We start from the raw sequence: 21,780 nt of genomic DNA, 5'->3' as shown, positions 1-21,780 counted from the left end.
CTTTAAATCTCAATTCAGTCACAGCTGGCGCGTAGTTCTTCCGAAAAATGGACAAAGCGTTCGACGGGAGAAGGCCGCGAAACGGACTTGTTACATGGCTATCGGGCGCGGATCTCCGCATTTCGGACACCGGTCCGACGGTGGCCGACTCCCGCTCGCTCGAAAAAGGGTTGCAAAAAACCCGGGCACCCCCATCATGGGGGCACCCGGGCTCGGATGTCCGGCGATCAGGCCCGATCAGCCGTGCTTGGCGCGGCTCGCGGCGCGGGCCCGCTCACGGGCGTCCAGGTTCACCTTGCGGATGCGAACGGCCTCCGGGGTCACCTCGACGCACTCGTCGTCACGGCAGAACTCCAGCGACTGCTCCAGCGAGAGCTTGCGCGGCGGCACGATCGCCTCGAACGAGTCGGCCGAGGACGACCGCATGTTCGTGAGCTTCTTCTCCTTGGTGATGTTGACGTCCATGTCGTCGGAGCGGGAGTTCTCGCCGACGATCATGCCCTCGTACACCTCGGTGCCCGGCTCGGTGAAGAGCACGCCACGCTCCTGGAGGTTCGTCATCGCGAACGCGGTGACGGCACCGGCGCGGTCGGCGACCAGCGAGCCGTTGTTACGGGTCTGCAGCTGGCCGAACCAGGGCTCGTGGCCCTCGTGGATGGAGTGGCCGATGCCCGTGCCGCGCGTCTGCGTCAGGAACTCGGTGCGGAAGCCGATGAGGCCGCGGGACGGCACCACGAACTCCATGCGGACCCAGCCCGAGCCGTGGTTGGACATGTTGTCCATCCGGCCCTTGCGGACACCCATGAGCTGCGTGACCGCGCCCATGTGCTCCTCGGGCACGTCGATCGTCATGCGCTCGACCGGCTCGTACGTCTTGCCGTCGACGACCTTGGTGACGACCTGCGGCTTGCCGATGGTCAGCTCGAAGCCCTCGCGGCGCATCTGCTCGACCAGGATGGCGAGCGCCAGCTCGCCACGGCCCTGGACCTCCCAGGCGTCCGGACGCTCGGTGTCGAGCACCCGGAGGGAGACGTTACCGATCAGCTCGCGGTCCAGGCGGTCCTTGACCTGACGGGCGGTGACCTTGCGGTCCTTGACCGCGGCCTTGTTGTCGGCACCCTTGCCGGTACCGCCACGGCCGACCAGCGGCGAGGTGTTGGTGCCGATGGTCATCGAGATCGCCGGCTCGTCGACCGTGATCAGCGGCAGCGGGATCGGGTTCTCGGGGTCGGCGAGGGTCTCACCGATCATGATGTCCGAGATACCGGCGACGGCGCAGATGTCACCCGGGCCGGCCATCTCGGCGGGCCTGCGGGTGAGCGCCTCGGTCATCAGGAGCTCGGTGATGCGCACGTTGGACATGGTGCCGTCACGCTTGATCCAGGTGACGGTCTGGCCCTTGCGCAGCTCACCCTGCTCGACGCGGAGCAGCGCGATACGGCCGAGGAAGTTGTCGGCGTCCAGGTTGGTGACGTGCGCCTGGAGCGGGGCCGCCTCGTCGTACTCCGGAGCCGGGACGTGGGAGAGGATCGTGGAGAAGAACGGCTCCAGGCTGTCGCTGTCGGCCGGGACCGTGCCGTCCTCCGGCTTGGTCAGCGAGGCCACACCGTCACGCGCACACGCGTAGACGATCGGGAACTCGATCTGGTCCTCGTCCGCGTCCAGGTCGAGGAAGAGGTCGTAGGTCTCGTTGACGACCTCGTCGATCCGGGAGTCCGGGCGGTCCGTCTTGTTGATGCACAGGATGACGGGCAGGCGCTGCTGGAGGGCCTTGCGCAGCACGAAACGGGTCTGCGGCAGCGGGCCCTCGGAGGCGTCGACCAGCAGGACCACCGCGTCCACCATCGACAGACCGCGCTCGACCTCGCCACCGAAGTCGGCGTGGCCCGGGGTGTCGATGATGTTGATGGTGATGACGTCGCCGCCATCCTTCGGGTGGTACTTCACGGCCGTGTTCTTGGCCAGGATCGTGATGCCCTTCTCACGCTCCAGGTCGTTCGAGTCCATCATTCGGTCGTCGAGCGACTCGGCGGCGTGCGCCGCGAAGGCACCGGCCTGCTTCAGCATGGCGTCGACGAGGGTCGTCTTGCCGTGGTCGACGTGGGCGACGATGGCGACGTTGCGGATGTCGTGGCGCGTGGCCATAGTGCGGCGTACTCCCGGGGTGTTGAGAAGGCCCTCTTCGTACGTCCGTGTGACGCGGGCCTGCCGGGCTGAACACGCCACGGCCTTACCCCCATGGTACGTGCACCGCCCAGCAGGGGCTCGCCCGGCCGACGCAAAGGGCCCGACCAGCCACGACCGGCCCGCGCCCGGCAGCGCACCGCTCCCCTACCCCTTGGTCGGGCTCGGCGACACCTTCGCCCCCTTCTTCAGGAAGCCCATGTCCTGGTAGACCGGCGTCTGGAAGCCGAAGGCGCCCACGTTCACCAGCCCCTTCCGGGCGCCCACGATCTGCGGCCGCTGGTACAGCGGCAGCGACCCGGCCGACGCCCAGATCCTGGAGTCCGCCTTGCGCAGCAGCCCGTCCGCCTCGTCCTCGTCCAGCGTGCCCAGCGCCTGGTCGAAGAGCTGGTCCACCTGGTCGGTGCCGACCCGCGTGTAGTTCTGCTCGACGTTCAGCGAGCCGTCGGCCGCCACCACCGGCTTCGCGTAGATCGGCCGCGCGTCCGTCGCCGGGAACGCGGACGACGGCCACGAGTACAGCGCGAGGTCGTACTGCCCGGACGCGACGTGGTCCTTGAAGTAGCTGTCGTCCGGCACCTTGTGGATCTCGGTGGCGATGCCCACCCGGTCCAGCATCTTCGAGATCTGGTCGGCGACCGACTGGAGCGTCTCCGAGCCCGGCCCCGACGGCACCACGAACCGCAGCGAGAGCGCCTTCCCGTCCTTGGCCAGCGGCCCGGCCGGAGCCCCCGCGCCCCTGGGTGCCGCCGTGCCCTTCGGCGCGTACGCCCCGGGCGCCCCGTGGGCGTGGTCCTTCTGGTGGTCGCGGGTGTCCCTGTCGTCCGTACCCTTGTCGTCCTCGCCGACGATGTACTGCCCGTCGTGCCCGCCGTCCGACTCGTCGCCCTGCTCGCTGTCGTCCTTCTTCTTGTCGCCCTTCTTCTCGTCCTCCGCGCCGGCCGCCTTGCCGGGGTTCTTGACCGGGCCGCCGGCCACCCAGCCCGCGTCGGCGAGGAGCGCCTGCGCCTCGTGGGTGTCGAGGCCGCCGATCGCCCCGCTGCCGTCCGTGTAGGCGGCCTGGCCGGACAGGGCGACATGGCTGCCGACCGGGACGGCGGGCAGCCCGAGCGGGGTCAGCACCAGCTTGGCGAGCGCCTGCCGGTCGAGGGCGCGGGCGACGGCCCGGCGCACCCGCTCGTCGGCGAGCGGGCCCTCGGAGCCGTTGAGGGCGAGCTGGGTGTAGGCGGGCTCCAGCGACTTGCGGACGGCGAAGTCGCGCAGCTCGTGCTGCTGCTCCAGCCACTTGGCGATGCTCCTGCGGAGCTTCTTCGGCCCCTCGGGCAGCTTCTCCTCGTCCATGCCGAGGGTCAGCGCCCAGGACCGGAGCTTCTTGGCGGAGGTCTTCCCGGCGCCCTGCAGCGGCAGCCCGGTGCCCTTCTCACGGCCGGCGATGGTGATCCGCTCGGCCTCGGCGGCGTCGATGTCGGCGACGTCGACCGTGCCGTCGGCGAGCGCGGACGCCCGCTTCGCGCGGTCCACGGCGTGCAGGTCGATCTCGTCGAGCTTGGCCGGGCGGCCCCACCAGCGCGGGTTGCGGGTGAGGACGACGTCCTTCTTGGCGGTGTCGACCCTGTCGACCCGGAAGGGGCCCGCGGTCACGGTGAGCTTACGGCGAGCGCCGTCGTTGAAGGCGTCCGGGGTGCCCATGACGTCCTTCGGGTACAGCGGCGAGAACAGCGACTTCCAGTCGGCGTACGGCCGCTCGAAGGTGACCCGGACCTCCAGGTCGTTGGCGCCGCGCTCGATCTGGGCGATGCGGTCGTAGCCGGCGTTGCGGGCGGTCCAGTAGGCGGAGTCCTTGCCGGACAGGGCGCGCCACTGGGCGGCGAAGTCGGCGGCGCCGATCTCCCGGCCGTCGCTCCAGACGGCCTGCTGGTTGAGCTTGTAGAGGACGACCTGGCGGGGCTCGGTCTCGATGACCTTCGCGGACTCCAGGTAGTCGGGGTTGCGGACCGGCTTCCCGGTGGCGTCGATGGTGAACATCGACGGCAGGACGGCCTGGGCGACCCGGGTGGTGCCGGCGTCGGCGTCGGCCTGGAAGGTGTTGAGGGTCTCCGGTACGGCGTCCACGGCCATCTTCAGGGTGCCGCCCTCGGCGACCGCGTTCCGGGCGACCGGCACGATGTCCTGCCCGGCCAGCGGCTTGCTGCCCTCGTCGTCGGAGCCGCAGCCCGCGAGGAGGGGCACGGCCAGCGTGCCCGCGGCGAGGAAGGCGAGGCTCCGCCGGTAGCGCCGTGACGTGCCGCCGTCGTTCGGCCGACGCGCCGTCGTGGCTGGTCGCGCCCCGCTGCGGAGCCGCATATCGACAGGGCCCTGCGCCCCTTCGGGGCGCTGCTCAGCGCCGACGCCATGGTGCGACATCTCTGCTACCTCCGAAGGCCCGATCACACGGGTGCGGTCTGTTCACATTTGGGGGTATTTTGGAGTTGATCACATGTACGTCAGAAGTACGGACCCCACTGAAATGGACGGGGTCCGTCGGCCGGGTACGACACGGCGGCGGGGACTGTCAAAGGCCACCCGTGCGGCGCAATGTCCCGGCGCACACAGAGCGCGTGCGGGCGTGCGACTCAGGCGCGCAATCCGCCAATCGCTGCACATGGCTTCACATCAGTAGGTGTGACGCGCAACACTCGCAGGCGCATGAACGTCGCCGTCCTGGACCATCAGGTCCGCGGAAGAGAGGTCACGTCATGTCCGTGCACGACGACCTGACGTCAGTCCAGCGTTGCCTAGCCGACCTGACCCGGTCCGTCGGCCGCCTGGAGCAGCAGCTCGGGAGCGGCGGACTGGAGATGCGCCGCGTCCGTGCCGACGCCGATCACCTGCGCGAGAGCGTGGCACTGCTGCGGGAGACGGCCAGCGCCGGCACCCCGAGCAAGCGCCCCGAGCTCGTGACCATCTCCGACGATCCGTACGACATCAACCTGTGGACGGACTCGGACGACGAGGGTCTCGGCGCCCGCGACCGGCACGCCCCCTAGGAGCGCTGACCGCAGGCCACCTCCCCCGACCCCGACCGGAGTCATCCATTGGCCACTGGTACGGAACCACATCCGAACAGCGGCGGCGTACGCACCGGTACGCGCGCCGCGATCTCCGCCCCGCACCTGCGGACCGACCGCTGGTGGCTGGCGCCCGCCGTCACCGCGGCCGGTCTGTTCGCGTTCGTCGTCTACTCGACCTGGCGGGCCTTCGCGAACGCGCACTACTACTCGGCGCCCTACGTCTCGCCGTTCTACTCGCCCTGTCTGGCCGAGAACTGCAAGACCATGCCGTCCGGCCCGAACGCCGACGTCTTCGGCAGCTGGTGGGCGATCTCCCCGGCGATCATCATCCTGATCTTCCCGCTGGGCTTCCGCCTGACCTGCTACTACTACCGCAAGGCGTACTACCGCAGCTTCTGGGCCTCCCCGCCCGCCTGCGCGGTGGCCGAGCCGCACGCGAAGTACACCGGTGAGACCCGCTTCCCGCTGATCCTGCAGAACGTCCACCGGTACTTCTTCTACTTCGCCCTGCTGGTCGCCTGCGTACTGACCTACGACACGGTCCTCTCCTTCCGGGACCCGCACGAGCACTGGGGCCACATGGGCCTCGGCACTCTCGTCTTCCTGGTCAACATCGTGCTGATCTGGGCGTACACGCTGTCCTGCCACTCCTGCCGGCACATCGTCGGCGGCAAGCTCAAGCACTTCTCCAAACACCCCGTGCGCTACAAGGCATGGCAGTTCGTGGGCCGGCTCAACGCCCGGCACATGCTGCTCGCCTGGGCGTCGTTGGTGAGCGTGGCGCTCGCCGACTTCTACGTCTATCTGCTCGCGTCCGGTGTCTTCGACGATCCGAGGTTCTTCTGATGGCAGCGGTGGAGCGGCAGCAGTGGGACGTCGTGGTCGTCGGCGCCGGCGGGGCGGGCCTGCGCGCCGCGATCGAGGCGCGCGAGCGGGGCGCCCGTACGGCGGTGATCTGCAAGTCGCTGTTCGGCAAGGCCCACACGGTGATGGCCGAGGGCGGCATCGCGGCGGCGATGGCCAACGTCAACGAGCACGACAACTGGCAGGTCCACTTCCGCGACACCCTGCGCGGCGGCAAGTTCCTCAACCAGTGGCGGATGGCCGAACTGCACGCCAAGGAGGCGCCGGACCGGGTCTGGGAGCTGGAGACCTGGGGCGCCCTCTTCGACCGCACGAAGGACGGGAAGATCTCCCAGCGCAACTTCGGCGGCCACGAGTACCCGCGCCTCGCCCACGTCGGCGACCGCACCGGGCTCGAACTGATCCGCACCCTCCAGCAGAAGATCGTCTCGCTCCAGCAGGAGGACGAGAAGGAGACCGGCGACTACGAGTCCCGGCTCAAGGTCTTCCAGGAGTGCACGGTCACCCGGATCCTCAAGGACGGCTCACGCGTGAGCGGCGTCTTCGCGTACGAGCGGGAGACCGGCCGTTTCTTCGTCCTCGAAGCGCCCTCCGTGGTCGTCGCGACCGGGGGCATCGGCAAGTCCTTCAAGGTGACGTCGAACTCGTGGGAGTACACCGGCGACGGGCACGCGCTCGCCCTGCTGGCCGGGGCGCCGCTGCTCAACATGGAGTTCGTGCAGTTCCACCCGACCGGCATGGTCTGGCCTCCCTCGGTGAAGGGGATCCTGGTCACCGAGTCGGTGCGCGGCGACGGCGGGGTGCTCAGGAACTCCGAGGGCAAGCGGTTCATGTTCGACTACATCCCGGACGTCTTCAAGGAGAAGTACGCCGAGTCCGAGGAGGAGGGCGACCGCTGGTACGAGGACCCGGACCACAACCGGCGTCCCCCCGAGCTGCTCCCCCGCGACGAGGTCGCCCGCGCGATCAACTCCGAGGTGAAGGCGGGCCGCGGCTCCCCGCACGGCGGGGTCTTCCTGGACGTGTCGACGCGGATGCCGGCCGAGGTGATCCGGCGCCGGCTGCCCTCCATGTACCACCAGTTCAAGGAGCTGGCCGACGTCGACATCACGGCGGAGGCGATGGAGGTCGGGCCGACCTGCCACTACGTGATGGGCGGGGTCGCGGTGGACTCCGACACCGCCGCCGCCCGCGGGGTGCCGGGACTGTTCGCGGCCGGTGAGGTGGCCGGCGGCATGCACGGCTCCAACCGGCTCGGCGGCAACTCGCTCTCCGACCTCCTGGTGTTCGGGCGCCGGGCGGGCTGGCACGCGGCCGACCACGCGGCGGACCTCGACGAGCGGCCGACGGTGGACGACGAGCAGATCGACGCGGCGGCGGCCGAGGCGCTGCGGCCCTTCTCCGCGGAGAGCCAGGAGCCGGACTCCGGCCCGCCGGAGAACCCGTACACCCTCCACCAGGAGCTCCAGCAGGCCATGAACGACCTGGTCGGCATCATCCGCCGGGAGGGCGAGATGGAGCAGGCGCTGGAGCGGCTCGCCGCGCTGCGGGTGCGGGCCCGCCGGGCCGGGGTCGAGGGGCACCGGCAGTTCAACCCCGGCTGGCACCTCGCCCTGGACCTCAGGAACATGCTGCTGGTCAGCGAGTGCGTGGCCCGGGCGGCGCTGGAACGCACCGAGTCGCGCGGCGGGCACACCCGCGAGGACCACCCGACGATGGACCGCCGCTGGCGCCCCGTGAACCTGCTCTGCCGGCTGGCCGATCCCACCGGCGGGCTCGCGGCCACCGACCCGGAGCGCGGCCAGATCGACCTCACCCGCGAGACCACCGACCCCATCCGAGCCGACCTGCTCGCCCTCTTCGAGAAGGAGGAGCTGGTCAAGTACCTCGCCGAAGAGGAGCTGTACGAATGAGCGGCTACACAGCCCACTTCCGGGTGTGGCGGGGCGACGTCGAGGGTGGCGGCCTGGAGGACTTCAAGGTCGAGGTGAACGACGGCGAGGTGGTCCTCGACATCATCCACCGCATCCAGGCCACCCAGGCCGCCGACCTGGCCGTCCGCTGGAACTGCAAGGCCGGCAAGTGCGGTTCGTGCTCGGCGGAGATCAACGGCCGCCCGCGCCTGATGTGCATGACCCGCATGTCCGTCTTCGAACAGGACGAGACCATCACGGTCACCCCGCTGCGCGCCTTCCCGGTGATCCGCGACCTGGTCACGGACGTCGGCTTCAACTACCAGAAGGCCAGGGAGGTCCCGGCGTTCGTACCGCCGGCCGACCTCGGCCCCGGCGAGTACCGGATGTTCCAGGAGGACGTGGACCGCTCGCAGGAGTTCCGCAAGTGCATCGAGTGCTTCCTGTGCCAGGACACCTGCCATGTCGTGCGCGACCACGAGGAGAACAAGACGGCCTTCGCCGGCCCGCGTTTCCTCATGCGGGTGGCCGAACTGGACATGCACCCGCTGGACGCGGCCGAGAGCTCCGGCCTGGACCGCAAGCGCACGGCCCAGGACGAACACGGCCTCGGCTACTGCAACATCACCAAGTGCTGCACGGAGGTGTGCCCGGAGGGCATCCACATCACGGACAACGCCCTGATCCCGTTGAAGGAACGGGCGGTCGACCGCAAGTACGACCCCCTGGTCTGGCTCGGCTCGAAGATCAGGAGGCGCCCCGCAGGAGGCTGAGCACCTGCCGGAGGTTGAACTCGGCGATGTCCTGCATGGGTTCGCGCTCGGGGAAGTCGCCGTCGAGCAGCCTGAGCGGCCCGGCGACGAGGTTGAGGTGCATCGCCAGCCGGTACAGCTCCGTCCGGTCCTCGTCGAGGTCGGCGGTGCGCAGCACGTCGTAGGCGGGCCCGAAGCGGAGCTGGAGGAAGACGTGCTCCCATTCGGCGTCGAAGTACATCAGGCCTTCGATGTCGATGAGTGCGGGATCGCCCTCCTCGGTCACCAGGACGTGGTCCGGGCCGAGTTCACCGTGCACGAGGGAGGCGTGGTCGCGCGGTTCGACCGCGTCGTAGAGCTGGTGCACGCGCTCGGCCAGCGCCTGCCGCACCCGGCGCAGGCGGGGGTCCCGCTCGGCCACCTCCGCGATGTCGCGCATCGCGCGGTCCGCGACGACCTGCTCGCAGGAGCTGCCGAGCGGTTTGCCGCCCTCCTCCACGAGGGCGGCCTTGCCGTACCCCGAGGAGACGCACTCCCGGAGTACGCCGAGGGTGCCTGCGAGCCGGGCCAGCGGCACCCGGGCCGCGCCCGGGTCGCTGCGCAGCAGCATCTCCAGGCTGCCGCCGCGGACGTCCTCGACCACCGCGGCGTAGGCGGGCAGGTGTTCGGCGTCCTCGTCGGCGAAGAGCAGGCGCGGGGTGCGCACGCCGAGTTCGGTCAGCAGGTCGTGGGCGGACAGGAAGAGGCCGAGACCGGACGCGTGCGCGAAGGGGTCACGGATGTCGGCGTCGGCGGGCCCCCAGTAGTCCTCCTCCGGGGACCAGACGTACGCGATCGCGCTCCGGCCGTTGTCGAGGGCGAGCCGGTAGACGCCTTTCTTGCTCCCTCCGCGCAGGCGGGTGACGGCAGCGGGAACACGGCCGAGGGCCTCGCGGGAGAGCGACGCGAGGTCGTCACGGGTGAGGTGGGCACGAGCGGTTGTCATGGCGTACGAACCCAGTCCTTCCGATAAGAGGTCCAGTCATCCTCGGTGGCGGCGAAGTCGACGTACAGGGCGACGCCGAAGGTAGCGCGATCCGGGTCCGTCCGTGACAGTCCCAGCCGAACCCCTCGCACGGCCGCCGGCACGGTCTCGGCGTGCGCCCAGTGCCCGAAGCGGTTCTCGTGGTAGAAGGGCAGCCCCATGAGGAGATCGGTGTCCGGCGGTGTGACCTCCAGCGCAAGGCTGGTCTGCTGCGCGACATACCCGCCGTACAGGCTCTGCAGGGGCTGCATGGTGTCGTACGACATCACCGCGACCTGATCCACCCGACGGGCGACTTGCCCGAAATACTCCTGCGACCACCATTTGGGATGACCGGTGACAGTACCCCAGAAGGAGTGAAAGGCCGGCAGCGGGTCGATCTGGTGTGCGGCGACGGAGAGCAGCGGAGTGGCGGGGCGCAGGGCGTCGAGGAGGGCGAGGTAGTTCCGGTCGCCGGAGTGCAGAGGCTCCAGGTCGAAGTGGACCCCGTCGAACCCGACGGCGACGACCTGCCGGGCCGACGCGACGACGGCGTCCCGCGTCTCCTTCTTCTCCAGATGCATGGCATACGGCTTCTCGGGCGCGACCTCGTCCCCGAGCCAGGCCTGCACCCGGACCCCGGGGAGTTTTCGATGCACGGCTGTTATCAGCCAACGGGCCTTGGGACAGGCCGATTTGGGCAGCGTGCCGTTGTGTTCCAGTGGTCCCGCATGGACGTAGAGGTCGCGTATGCCGGTGTCCGCGAGCCGGGCGGCGAGGGCGGTGACGTCGGCGTCGGTCCTACGACCGTCGACCCATGCGTGACCGAGCCACAGGGCGTCCCGGTTCCGGCTGTGCGTACCGGCCTTCGGGTCGCCGGCGTAGTTGATGCGGAGGGCGGTCTCGGCGATGAGGAGGGGGAGCAGCAGCACGAGGGTGACGCGTAGCGTCCAGATGCCGAGTTTCCTCTTCTTCCCGCCCGCCCGACCCGTGCGACGTCCGCCGTCGGGTGCGGGTGGCCCCTGCGCGGGCTCGGACGCGTCGGCGACTGCGGGTCGGACCGGCAGGGGATCCGGTACGTCGGCCGGTCCGGGTGGGACCGGCAGGGGATCCGATGCGTCGGCCGGTGCGGGTGGGACCGGGGTGGGTGCGGGTGGTGGTGTTGCGGGGTCCGGGTCGGTGGCCGGTGTCGGGTCGTTCTCCGGGTTCGGGCTCCGTTTCATGTTCTGTCCCCCTTTTCTCGTCGTCCCCCGGCTGTCTCCGCCCCGGTCGCGAGGCCGCCTGGCTGCCCATACGCTCCGAAATGTGACGTCATCCTTGATCCGGGGTCGGCCGAGGCATGCCACCGGGCACATAGGTGTGCGGGTGGGGCATGCGGTGCTGGGCGGGGTCACCGGGGTGGTCTGGCTGGTGTTGCCGGTGATGACGAGCACCGCTCAAGATCCGGTTCCCGTGGCGGGGGGTGGCACGGTCGCCGCGGCCGAGGCGGCGGACGGGGGGTCGGCCACCGATTACGTCCTGCCGCTCGTCGCCGTCGCGGCGGCCGGCGCGCTGGGCGGCTACGGATACGTACGGCGGATACGGCGGGCCCGCTCACGCACCACACCGGGGATCGTCTCCCCCGCGCCGCCGGCGCCGTCGGCCGTCGACGTCGAGCGGCAGGCCCGGTCCTCCCTGGTCCTCGCCGACGACTGCGTACGCGCCGGCCGGGAGGCCCTCGGATATGTCGACGGGGGCGAGCCCGTCGTACGGGCCCTGCGGGCGGCCGAGACCGAGCTGGCGGCCGCGTTCGCGATATGGCGCCGGTACGAGGAGGGGGTGCCCGGGGATGCCGTCGGCCGGCGGCAGGCACTGGTGGGGGTGGTCGGGCGGTGCGCCGAGGCGGGGCGGCGACTGGACGCGGAGGCGTCGGTCTTCGACGCCGAGTGGGACGCGGGGGACGCGCTGGCGGTGGCCGAGGGGCGGTTCCGGGAGCTGGCGGCACGCACCGGTGGGGTGGCGGGCGCACTGGCCGAGGCGGGAGCGCGGTACGGGGCAGCCGCGGTCTCCTCTGTCGTCGGTTACGTCGAACAGGCCAAGGACCGGCTGGTGTTCGCGACGACATGGCTCAACCAGGCTCGTCAGGACCGGGATTCGGGTGACGATGCGGGGTCCCGGCGGGGGGTGCGGGCCGCCGAGGGGGCCGTGGCGCAGGCCGGGGTGCTGCTGGGCGGGGTACAGCGGCTGACCCAGGAGCTGCGGACGGCGGCGGGGCTGCTGCCGGCCGCCCTGACGGGTGCGGAGGCGGAGCTGGCGGGGGTGCGGGCGACGGCCCTGCCGCCGCGGCGGGCGCATGCCGACGCGGTGCTGGCCGCCGTACGGGAGGAGGTGACCGGTGGGCCGTACGACCCGCTGGACGCCCTGCGCCGGGTCGTGCGGGCGGTGGAGGGGACGGGGGGCGGGCGGTCCGGGGTGATCGCGGCGGGGGCGGAGCTGGTGGCGCGGAGCGCACTGGGGGCAGCGGATGACTTCGTGGGGACGCATCGGGGGGCGGTGGGGGTGGAGGCACGGGCGTTGCTGGCGGAGGCGGGGCGGGCCGCGCCCGCGGACGCCGACAGGCTCGCGCGGAAGGCGCGGGAACTGGCGGAGCGGGACGTACGGGCGCACGGGAACCCGTTCGCCGGGGACGCCGCCCATGGGAGCGGGGTGGCGGGGGCGGTGCTCGGGGGTGTGCTGCTGGGTGAGGAGGGGGACGGGGGGCCGGTGGTGGCCTTCGGGGGGCCGGAGAGTCGGGGGCGGTTGGGGTAGCGCGTCAGGGAGTGGGGCGGTAGGTGTGTCGGGCGGCTGCGGGTGCGTGGGGGGTGGTCGCGCAGTTCCCCGCGCCCCTGTGGGGCGCGTTCTTCTGGACGTCAGCCGTAGCGCCCCGTAGGGGCGCGGGACTGTGTCTGATATGCGGCTCCGCCGCGTGGGCGCGATCAGCCCCCCGCGGCGGCGCGGCGGACCACCGGGCGGAGGGCCCCTCCTCAGAACAGGCTGAGCAGAGCCTCCGCGGGGTCGGTGAGGCCCGTCTCGCCGTCCGGCAGCGGGAGTTCGAACCACACCGTCTTGCCGCGCGGCGTCCGGCGTGAGCCCCACGCCGCGCTGAGGAGGCCGACCAGTTGGAGGCCACGGCCGCCCTCGTCGGTGTCACGGGCGCGTCGACGCCTCGGCTGGACCAGGCCGGAGTCCCAGACCTCGCACACCAGGGTGCGGTCGAGCAGGAGGCGCAGCCGTATCTCGCCCTCGCCGTACCGCAGCGCGTTGGTGACCAGCTCGCTGACCAGGAGTTCCGCCGTGTCGACCAGCGGCTCCAGGTCCCATGTGAGGAGCTGGCCGCGGGCGTACTCGCGGGCGCGGCCCACACTGCGCGGCTCGCGCGGCAGCGTCCAGTCGCCGACCGACTCGGCCGGCAGCCCCTGGACACGCGCCATCAGCAGCGCGATGTCGTCCTCTCCGTGATGCGTGTCGAGGGTGTTGAGGACGTGGTCGCAGACGTCCTCCAGGGGCTGGGACGGGTCGGTGAGGGCTCCTACGAAGGCCTGGAGGCCCTCGTCGAGGGGGTGGTCGCGGGATTCGACCAGGCCGTCGGTGTAGAGCGCGAGGAGGGAGCCCTCGGGAAGGTCCACCTCCACCTCCTCGAAGGGCTCGCCGCCGACGCCGAGCGGCATGCCGGGCGGCACGTCGAGCATCAGAGCGGCTTCACCGGGTTCCACGAGGACAGGCGGCAGGTGGCCCGCGTTGGCGAACGTACAGCGCCTGGTGACGGAGTCGTAGACGGCGTACACGCAGGTCGCGAGGTAGACCTCGGAGAGGTCGGCGTCGCGGGGCTGGCGGGCCGTGCGGGTGGCCTGCTGGACCCCGCCGGGGGTGCCCAGGCCGCGGGCGATCTCGTCCAGCGCGGAGAGCACCTCGGCCGGTTCGAGGTCGAGCAGGGCCAGCGTCCGGACGGCCGTGCGGAGTTCGCCCATCGCGACCGCCGCGCGCAGCCCCCGGCCCATCACGTCGCCCACCACCAGCGCCGTGCGGTGGCCGGGGAGTTCTATGACGTCGAACCAGTCGCCGCCGACCTCGGTGGCCGCGTTGCCCGGCAGGTAGCGGCAGGCGATGTCCAGGCCGGAGGCCTCCGGGTCGCCGGGCGGGAGCAGGGACCGTTGCAGTATCAACGCGCGTTCGTGTTCGCGCCGGTAGAGGCGGGCGTTGTCGATGCAGACGGCGGCGCGGGCGGCCAGCTCGACGGCGAGGTCCCGGTCGCGGTCGCCGAACGGCTCGCTGCCCTTGGTGCGGGCGAACTGGGCGAGGCCGACGACCGTGTCGTGGGCGACCATGGGCACGGCCAGCGTGGACTGGACGAGGCCGCCCTCCTCCGCCGGCACGTGCTGCGGGCGGGCGGTGCGCAGGGCGTCCGCGCACGGGGAGTTGAAGGGGTAGTGGTGGACCGCGCCGACGGCGACCGGGGCGCCGCCACCGACGAAGGGCGCGTCGGAGACCGCGCTGGCGAAGGCGACCCGGCGCAGTTCGGCGCTGCCGTCGGCCAGTCCGGGCGGGGTCTCGTCGCCGGCCAGCAGGCCCTGGTAGAGGTCGACGGTGGCGAGGTCGCAGAAGCCGGGGACGACCACGTCGAGAAGTTCGCGGGCGGTGGTCTCCAGGTCGAGGGAGTTGCCTATGCGGGCGCCGGCCTCGTTGAGGAGGGCGAGATTGCGCCGGGCCGCGGCGGCCTCGCGGGCGGCGGCACGGCGGGCGGTGATGTCGAGGCCGAGCCAGGCGATTCCGATCGGGCGGCCGGTGCCGCTGTGCACGCGATAGAGGTTGATGGACCAGTGCCGGCGCTCCTCGGAGCCCGGTACGAAACCCGTGACGTGCATGTCCGTGATGGAGTTGCCGGTCTCCAGGACCCGCCGCAGGGTGGCCGCGACCCGCTCGGCCTCGGAGCGCGGCAGATAGTCGTGGACACCCTTGCCGCGGTGGTCCTCGGGGGTGCCGCCGAAGATGGAGGAGAACCGTACGTTGGCGCGGCGGATCCGCAGGTCGGTGTCGATCAGCAGGAAGCCGAACGGAGATTGACCGAATATCGACTGCGAGGCAGCGAGGTCGGTCTCGATGCTGCGCAGGGTGCGGACGTCGACCACGATGCACACGGCCGCGTTCTCGCCCTCGGCGGTGCGGGTGGGCATGACGTAGACCTCGGCGATGCCCTCCTCACCACGCTCGCCGTCCGCCGTGTCGGGCATCCGGAACGGGACCACGCCGGTCCACTCCCGCCCGTCCAGGATCTCGGCCATCTTCCGCTGGCCGCGTTCGCGCAGGTCCGGGTCGACGAACGCCTCGATGGGGTCCATGCCGACGGCGCGCTCGGCGGGGATGCCGAAGATCTGCTCGGCGCGCAGGCTCCACTGGTCGACCAGGCCGCCGGCGCCGATGGAGAACGAGGCGACCTTGATGTAGTCGTAGATCGAGCCGGGCGGGCTGCTCTGCCACATGGCGTCGCCAGGGGCCGCGGCTGTCTCCGCGGTCCCCGCCCTCACGCCGTCCGACGGGTCCTCGGACTCCGTGGCCCTAGCTGGTATCTCGCTCACGCGAACCGTCCCCTCCAGCTCACCGCGCCCGGCACCGGTCACCGGGTGCGGCTGCCCGCAGTATCCAGCACTACGGCGCCGCCTGACACGGTGTTCACGATCACAGCACGGTCCCGACGATTTCCGGACCGGACCGTGACAACACTTCCAGTCTTCTAACCAGGGAACACGCCGTCGAACCACGTACTCCGGCACGCGTTGATCAGCCACTCTCGCGGGTGGACCGCGCGGCGTCCCGTGTACACCCCGTTCACCCGGGTACGGCCAGCTCGAACCAGACCGTCTTGCCGTTGTCACCGGGCCGGGTGCCCCAGCTGCGCGAGGAACCTGCCACCAGTTGGAGACCGCGGCCGCTCTCGTCGTCGGGGCTGGCGGCGCGTTCGCGCGGCGGGTCCGGCAGCGGGTCGGAGACCTCGACGCGCAGGGGGGCGCCGAGCTGTGGCGGGCGGAAGAGGCGGACGCCGATGGGGCCGGTGGCGTGCCGCAGCGAGTTGGTGACCAGTTCGCTGACGAGCAGGGCGGCGAGGTCGGCGAGGCCGTCGAGGCCCCAGCCGCGCAGTTGGTCACGGACCGCGGTCCGGGCGGTGCGCACGGCGCCCGGTTCCGCGGGGAAGGTCCACTCGACGGTGTCACCTTCGGTGTCGATCACACCGATCACTTCCCGTGCAGCGTGCCCACCCATGCCCGGTTTCATGGGGTTAATGGGCACATACCCGATTACTCGGGGGCAGTACCGCGAGAGAGGGCGCACTGTGGTGCGGATGGCTTACGCCGGGGGCCGTGCGCCCAGGAGCTCGGGGCGTGCGGGTGTGTGGGGCGGGTGCGGCGCCGTGGGGGCTTGTCGCGCAGTTCCCCGCGCCCCTTTCGTCGGGGCTGCGCCCCGCACTCAAGCAGCCCGCCGCGCCCGCGCGGCGGTAGCCGCATGTTCGGCACAGCCCCGCGCCCCCTTCGTCGGGGCTGCGCCCCGCACTCAAACAGCCCGCCGCGCCCGCGCGGCGGTAGCCGCATGTTCGGCACAGCCTCGTGCTCAATCGGGTTGCCGGGTCCATCCCGCGGCTACCTCGCGTACCGCCGGTACGTCCTGGTCGAGCCAGGGCACGTGCCAGAGTTCCTCCGGCGTCAGCCAGCGCAGTTCGTCGTGGTCCTGGAGGGGCTTGGGTTGCGGGGAGGCGGGGTGGAGGCGGGCCGTCCACACCTGGAGGACGTACGGGGGGCGCAGCGGCCACTCCCCCGGCACCCGGGTCAGCGTCTGCGGCTCCACGCCCAACTCCTCGCGCAGTTCGCGCACCAGGGCCTGCTCGGGGGTCTCGCCGGGCTCGACCTTGCCGCCGGGGAGTTCCCAGCGGCCGGCCAGTTCGGGGGGTGCGCTGCGGCGGGCCGCGAGGAGGCGGCCGGCGTCGAGCAGGGCGGCTGCGACCACCACGATCCGTTCGCTCATGGGCCGGAGCCTACGGGAGGCTCAGTTACGGGTGCCGCCGTCCCCGTTGCCGTTGCTGAGGCCGATGCGCTCGACCCAGTAGAGCTGCCTGTGCCCGCGGTCGTCGAGGCTGTCGGCGATTTTCTGCGCCTCGGCCCGGGTCGCGTACCGGCCGACGCGGTAGCGATTGCCGTTGTCGTCCTGCCGTATGACGAGCCAGGGGAGAGAGACCGTGCCTTCCGTCATCGCGCCCCTCCGCATCTCCCGGCCCCCGCCCGTCCCCGCCCCGCTAAGGAAACCGCACTCCGCATATGCCCGAGCGTACGCCTAACCTTTACGCAGCGAATACGCCTTTTCACAAAGAGGTACGCAACCAGCCAGAACGGCGGGGGCGCACGACAGCGAACGCGCCGTTCGCGCGCCTGCTGTTCGGGGTCGCGGGCATGGCGAGAAGAGCCGGGTCACCTGGGAGAACGGCCGGATTGCGGCGGCCGTGCGGAGGTCAGGACCTGAGTGGTGAAGGCGTCAACCATCGCAAGGGTGTGCGCTACTTCACGCAGAGGTGGTACGGACGCTACTTCACCGGCAGATGGTAGGAGACCTGGTAGCGGTCGGCCGGGATGACGACGTCCGCGGTCTCCACCGGTCGACCCGAGGCGTAGTACGTCCGCTGGATCACCAGGACGACATGGCCGGGGACCCCGCCCAGGACGAGCAGCTCCTCGGCGAGGCCGGGGCGGGCGCCGACCTCCTCGGTGACGTTGTCCACGACGACGTCGATGGCGCGCATCCGCTCGACCACGCCCATTCCGCCGAGCGGGCCCTCCTCCGGCAGCATCACGGGGGTGCGGCCGGTGACGGCGAGGGGCTCCCAGGAGGTGGAGAGCATCATCGGGTCGCCCGCGTCCCGGAACAGGTACCGGGTGCGCATCACGCGGTCGCCGAGGTGGATGCCGAGCCGGTCGGCGACGGCCGCGCCGGCCTCGGTCTGCTCGCTGCTGGACTCCCAGGTGCCGCGCGCGGCCGCGTCGCACTGCTCCTGCCGGAACGGGGTGGCACCGCCGGCCGGGCGGAACCCGGAGCGGGCCACCCGCCGGGGCACGGGCCGCTCACGCACGTAGGTCCCGGAGCCGGACCGGCCCTCGACCAGCCCCTCGGCCATCAGCACCTTGCGGGCCTCCAGGGCGACCGTGTCCGAGACGCCGTACTCCTCACGGATGCGGGCCTGGGAAGGAAGCCGGGTGTGAGGCGGCAGCGAGCCGTCGACGATCTTCTTGCGGAGATCACCCGCGACACGCAGATACGCCGGCTGCTCACCGAAAGTCACTGGCCGCTCCCATCAGGTTGTACAGACAGCAACAGCGTGGCAACCGTGGGTTGAGCAGTGCAAGCAAAGGCCAGAGAATCACTCGATGTGATGACATGCGGCCCGGGGAGGCTTTACGCAGGCACTTTCTCCCCGTTATGGCCGTGATCACACCTCCACGCCGGAGCCGCTTCCTCCGCTGCCGGAGCCGCCGCCCCCGCCGTCGTCCGAGGGCGGGGTCGTGGCCAGGCCCAGAGCCTTGCGCGCGGTGACGGTCCGCTTCGGGTCGAGCAGCGTCGAAGCCTTGTCGTAGTGGGCGTAGTACGTGTCCGCGTCCGTGGCCCGCGCGGCCTTCGCCCACTCCGCCCGCGCCTTGTCGAGGTCCGCGACCAGGTCGTTCACCGGCTGCTTCGCGTCCGGGCCCCAGCCGTGCGCGCGGAGCATCGCGGTCTGCCTGGCGAGGGCGTTGGTCACCCGGGCCGCCCACTTCCGGTAGCCGGGCAGGTCGTCCTCGACGTACCGCGCCTCGGGGACGCTGCCGAGGGCGGAGTTGAGGACGTGCGCGGCGTCGAGGTAGGCGACCTGGTCGGCGTCCAGCACGCTCTCGTCGTTGCGCAGCGAGCCGGACAGGGTCCTGCCCTCGGTCGTGTTGCCGAAGACGCAGGCCACCTCCCGGTCGCCGTACTGCCAGCTGTCCTCGCTGGGCGTGAAGTAGTACACGTCGACGTCGCCGGGGATCGCCCAGCCGTCCATCGCGTAGCCGTCCTCCAGCGCGTAGCAGCGCTGGTCGGCGGTGTCGCCGACGCGGTCGTCGCCCGGGTAGGACGAACCCTTGAGCTGGTACGTGGCGAAGACCTCGCCGTCGTGCGCCTTGGCGCAGTCCACGACGTCGACGTCGGAGACCAGGTCGCCGGTGAGCGTGCCGTCGGGGGTGTCGAAGCAGTCGCCGGTGGAGAGGGAGAGGCTGGAGCTGTCGTTCACGCCCTCCTTGACGCCGTCCCAGAACTCGCCCGCCCCGCCGGAGGCCAGCACCAGCACCCACAGGGCCAGCCCGATCGACGAGAACACCGACCCGATGACCGCCATCGCCGTGCCGCGCTCACCGCGCCTGCGGATCTGGCTCAGCCCGATCAGCCCCAGCACCAGCCCGACCCCCGGCAGGCAGCACAGCAGCCCGAGCACGAGGGAGGCGATGGCGAGCCCGTTGACGGGCGGCTGGGGGGTGTAGGGCCCGTAGCCCTGCCCCCAGGGCTGGTACGGCCCCGGGTACGGCCCCGGCGGCTGCTGCCCGTACGGTCCCTGCGGGTACTGCGGGTACTGCGGCTGGCCCGACTGGGGCGGTTGGTAGGGCCCTTGTGGCTGGTGGGGGCCGGGGGGCGGAGGTATGGACACCGGTACCGTGCTCCTGAGGGGGCGTCGGGCCGCGTGGAAACGCACGGCTGAACTGATGTACGACTGCGCGCATCGTAAGCGCGCCGTGAACGGGGGCGGAATGAGGGTGGGGAAGGCGGCCGTGCGCGCGGCGAACGGCCTGACCGCGCGCTGGGCTTCCAGGCGGCGGCGGTGACGGCCTTCGGGACGGTGGCCGCAGGTCCCCCGCCCGAGCGGCGTCACGTCACCGCCCGGCTCGGCGCCGCCGTCGACCGCCCCTTCGGCTTCCTCGCCCCGCACCGCCACACCCGGCTCGTCCTCGCGGCGGGCCGGGCGACGGATCCCCCGCCCTTCCCCGAACACCCCTGGGAGCACTCCGAATGAACGACACCGTCCGCGCCGTCAACGCGCTCACCGCACGCTGGGCCCTGCAGACCAGGCAGGGCACGGTCTTCTCGGCGGCCGGTGTCTGGCCGCTGCTGGCCTTCCTCGCCGACGGCGCCACGGGTCCGGCGCGGGACGAGCTGACCCGGGCCGTGGGGCTGCAGGCGGACCAAGCAGCCGCCGGTGCACGGGAGTTACTCACGGGGCTCGATGCGATGTCGGGCGTCGGGTCGGCTCTGGGGCTGTGGACCGACCCGGCGCTGGAGCTGCGCGAGCAGTGGGCGGCGGGGCTGCCCGCCGACGCGCACGGGGTGCTCGGCGCCGATGTCGCGGCCTCCCGGGAGGCGCTGGACGCGTGGGCGGCGAAGCGCACCGAGGGGCTGGTCGAACGGCTGCCGGTCCGGCTCACCGAGGGCGCCCGGATGGTGCTGGCGACCGCGCTGGCGCTGGGTACGAAGTGGCAGCACCCGTTCCGGGAGACGGTGCTGCGGCCCGGCTCCGGGCCCTGGCAGGGCCGTACGCTGGCCGGTCTGCACCGCAGCAGCGTCCGCCCGGACCGGATCGGCGTGACCGCGGGCCCGGACGGGCACGTCACCACCCTGAAGGTCCTCGGCGACAACGGCCTCGACGTGCACCTGGTGCTCGGCGCGGAGGGGATGGCTCCGGGGCAGGTGCTGCACACCGGCATCGGCGTCCTGGAGCGGACCCTGCCGGTGACGACCGGCGGGCAGCTCCCCTACGGGCCCGCCGGACCCGGCGTGGTCGTCGAACGGCAGCCGTCCGTCACTCCGGACCCGGTCCGGCTCGACGTGACCACCCCGGGCTTCACGGTCCGCGCCGACCACGATCTCCTCCAGCACCACGGCCTGTTCGGGCTCTCCACGGCCGCGGACGCCCGCGAGGGGCACTTCCCCGGGATCAGTCCCGCGCCGCTCGCCATCGGGGCGGCCGGGCAGTCCGCGGTCGCGGAGTTCGGGCCGCTGGGCTTCCGGGCCGCCGCCGTGACGGCGGTGGTGGCGGCACCGGGCGGCGGCCCGCCGCAGTACCGGCACGAGTCGACCGTGGTCCGGGCCGGCTTCGACCGCCCGTTCGGCTTCCTCGCCGTGCACCGCGGGACACGGCTGGTCCTGGCGGCGGGCTGGGTGACGGAGCCGACAGTGGTGGGCTGAGCACTCCGGAAGTACCGCGGTGCGCCGCCGTTCGTCCAGCCGACCGCCGTCAGCCGTCAGCCGTAGGGGAGTTCACGTCCGATGGGTTTCCGGAGCGGGTTCACCGTCGGCCTCCCCCGCCCAGACGTTGTCGAGGAGTTCCGCCCGGCCGAGGACCCGGCCGGTGTGCCGCATGAGGTAGCGCAGCAGCTCGAACTCCCGGGCGGTGAGCCGGACCTGGGCGCCGGCCCGGTGCGCCTGCCGGGTCTCCTCGTCGAGGGTCAGGTCGTCGAGGACCAGCGGCGAGGCGTCCGGCCGTAACACGTCGCAGCGGCGCAGCAGGGCGCGCAGCCGGACCACGACCTCGTCGAGGTCGAAGGGTTTGGGCACGTGGTCGTCGGCGCCCGCGCACAGGCCGGCGACCCGGTCCTCGACGCTCTCGCGGGCGGTGAGGAAGAGCACCGGCAGGTCGGGCCGCCGGGCCCGGAGCCGCCGCAGCACCTCCAGGCCCTCCAGGTCGGGCAGCCCGCGGTCCAGGACCACCGCGTCGGGCCGGAAGCCGCGGGCCGCCCGCAGCGCCGTGGTGCCGTCCGGCGCCGGCTCGGTCCGCCGGCCCTCGGCCCGCTCCACCGTCACCAGCAGGCCGTCAGGTCTTCCTCGTCGTCCACCACCAGGATGCGTGGGGTACCGGTGGACAACTTCATGGCCGGTGACCGTCCGCCTCCCGGCCGTGAGACGCGCGGGTGCGGACTTGAAAGACCTGTCGGGTCCTGCCGGCTCAGGCGTCCGCTCGCTCA

General features: G+C 71.8%; 18 protein-coding genes. 7 read left to right on the top strand and 11 right to left on the bottom strand.

What is annotated here, in order from left to right; translation table 11 throughout:
* Positions 1–237 precede the first annotated feature (237 nt).
* Together typA and OHB00_RS32955 are read right to left on the bottom strand one after the other, a co-directional pair.
* Positions 238–2,145, bottom strand: a complete 1,908-nt coding sequence (gene typA / locus OHB00_RS32960) for a translational GTPase TypA (protein WP_406440179.1) — start codon at positions 2,143–2,145, stop codon at positions 238–240.
* 186 nt (positions 2,146–2,331) lie between these two features.
* Positions 2,332–4,527 (bottom strand): ABC transporter family substrate-binding protein, encoded by a 2,196-nt coding sequence (locus OHB00_RS32955; RefSeq protein WP_406446094.1) that lies wholly within the window; start codon positions 4,525–4,527, stop codon positions 2,332–2,334.
* Positions 4,528–4,919: 392 nt separating this feature from the next.
* Between OHB00_RS32955 and OHB00_RS32950 the strand changes: the two genes are divergently transcribed.
* The 4 genes from OHB00_RS32950 to OHB00_RS32935 are packed head-to-tail and all read left to right on the top strand — an operon-like array spanning position 4,920 to position 8,784.
* Entirely contained in the window at positions 4,920–5,210 is a 291-nt protein-coding gene (locus tag OHB00_RS32950) for a hypothetical protein (protein WP_406440177.1), read from the top strand.
* 48 nt (positions 5,211–5,258) lie between these two features.
* Entirely contained in the window at positions 5,259–6,080 is an 822-nt protein-coding gene (locus OHB00_RS32945; protein WP_406440175.1) for a hypothetical protein, read from the top strand.
* Positions 6,080–8,011 (top strand): fumarate reductase/succinate dehydrogenase flavoprotein subunit, encoded by a 1,932-nt coding sequence (locus tag OHB00_RS32940; RefSeq protein WP_406440174.1) that lies wholly within the window; start codon positions 6,080–6,082, stop codon positions 8,009–8,011. The genes OHB00_RS32945 and OHB00_RS32940 overlap by 1 nt, the downstream gene beginning before the upstream one ends.
* Positions 8,008–8,784 (top strand): succinate dehydrogenase/fumarate reductase iron-sulfur subunit, encoded by a 777-nt coding sequence (locus OHB00_RS32935; protein WP_406440172.1) that lies wholly within the window; start codon positions 8,008–8,010, stop codon positions 8,782–8,784. The genes OHB00_RS32940 and OHB00_RS32935 overlap by 4 nt, the downstream gene beginning before the upstream one ends.
* On the opposite strand, the gene OHB00_RS32930 is transcribed toward OHB00_RS32935, so the two are convergent.
* Together OHB00_RS32930 and OHB00_RS32925 are read right to left on the bottom strand one after the other, a co-directional pair.
* Complete coding sequence (locus OHB00_RS32930) at positions 8,759–9,748, bottom strand: phosphotransferase family protein (RefSeq protein ID WP_406440170.1); 990 nt, start codon at positions 9,746–9,748, stop codon at positions 8,759–8,761. The two genes, OHB00_RS32935 and OHB00_RS32930, sit on opposite strands and share 26 nt — an antisense overlap.
* The gene (locus OHB00_RS32925) at positions 9,745–10,989 is read right to left on the bottom strand and encodes a glycoside hydrolase family 18 protein (RefSeq protein ID WP_406440168.1); all 1,245 of its coding nucleotides are present in this window, start codon (positions 10,987–10,989) and stop codon (positions 9,745–9,747) included. The genes OHB00_RS32930 and OHB00_RS32925 overlap by 4 nt, the downstream gene beginning before the upstream one ends.
* Positions 10,990–11,071: 82 nt before the next feature.
* On the opposite strand from OHB00_RS32925, the gene OHB00_RS32920 reads away from it, so the two are divergent.
* Positions 11,072–12,553 carry a hypothetical protein gene (locus tag OHB00_RS32920; protein WP_406440166.1) on the top strand — a complete coding sequence of 494 codons (1,482 nt, stop codon included), beginning with the start codon at positions 11,072–11,074 and terminating at the stop codon, positions 12,551–12,553.
* A 215-nt stretch (positions 12,554–12,768) separates the two neighbouring features.
* On the opposite strand, the gene OHB00_RS32915 is transcribed toward OHB00_RS32920, so the two are convergent.
* The 6 genes from OHB00_RS32915 to OHB00_RS32890 form a co-directional block, all read right to left on the bottom strand.
* Positions 12,769–15,357 carry a SpoIIE family protein phosphatase gene (locus OHB00_RS32915; RefSeq protein WP_406440164.1) on the bottom strand — a complete coding sequence of 863 codons (2,589 nt, stop codon included), beginning with the start codon at positions 15,355–15,357 and terminating at the stop codon, positions 12,769–12,771.
* Positions 15,358–15,607: 250 nt separating this feature from the next.
* Positions 15,608–16,051, bottom strand: coding sequence for an ATP-binding protein (locus OHB00_RS32910; RefSeq protein WP_406440162.1), 444 nt, complete (start codon positions 16,049–16,051; stop codon positions 15,608–15,610).
* A 333-nt stretch (positions 16,052–16,384) separates the two neighbouring features.
* Positions 16,385–16,795, bottom strand: a complete 411-nt coding sequence (locus tag OHB00_RS32905; protein WP_406440160.1) for a (deoxy)nucleoside triphosphate pyrophosphohydrolase — start codon at positions 16,793–16,795, stop codon at positions 16,385–16,387.
* 21 nt (positions 16,796–16,816) lie between these two features.
* Positions 16,817–17,020: an SPOR domain-containing protein gene (locus OHB00_RS32900; RefSeq protein ID WP_406440158.1), complete on the bottom strand. Its 204-nt coding sequence runs from the start codon at positions 17,018–17,020 to the stop codon at positions 16,817–16,819.
* A gap of 328 nt (positions 17,021–17,348) precedes the next feature.
* Positions 17,349–18,101 (bottom strand): GntR family transcriptional regulator, encoded by a 753-nt coding sequence (locus tag OHB00_RS32895; RefSeq protein WP_406440156.1) that lies wholly within the window; start codon positions 18,099–18,101, stop codon positions 17,349–17,351.
* Positions 18,102–18,248: 147 nt separating this feature from the next.
* A complete protein-coding gene (locus tag OHB00_RS32890) occupies positions 18,249–19,472 on the bottom strand; it encodes a DUF4190 domain-containing protein (RefSeq protein ID WP_406440154.1) in 1,224 nt (407 codons plus the stop codon).
* A gap of 171 nt (positions 19,473–19,643) precedes the next feature.
* On the opposite strand from OHB00_RS32890, the gene OHB00_RS32885 reads away from it, so the two are divergent.
* Positions 19,644–19,835, top strand: a complete 192-nt coding sequence (locus tag OHB00_RS32885; RefSeq protein WP_406440152.1) for a hypothetical protein — start codon at positions 19,644–19,646, stop codon at positions 19,833–19,835.
* On the top strand, positions 19,832–21,004 hold the full coding sequence (locus OHB00_RS32880) for a serpin family protein (RefSeq protein WP_406440150.1): 1,173 nt from the start codon (positions 19,832–19,834) through the stop codon (positions 21,002–21,004). The genes OHB00_RS32885 and OHB00_RS32880 overlap by 4 nt, the downstream gene beginning before the upstream one ends.
* A gap of 72 nt (positions 21,005–21,076) precedes the next feature.
* Here OHB00_RS32880 and OHB00_RS32875 read toward each other — a convergent pair whose 3' ends face one another.
* A complete protein-coding gene (locus OHB00_RS32875) occupies positions 21,077–21,619 on the bottom strand; it encodes a response regulator transcription factor (protein WP_406440148.1) in 543 nt (180 codons plus the stop codon).
* Positions 21,620–21,780: the final 161 nt, after the last annotated feature.

The organism is Streptomyces sp. NBC_00631 (assembly GCF_045206895.1).
Lineage (GTDB): Bacteria > Actinomycetota > Actinomycetes > Streptomycetales > Streptomycetaceae > Streptomyces.
The sequence above is the reverse complement of the archived record's forward strand: the minus strand, read 5'-3'. Positions and strand labels throughout refer to the sequence as shown.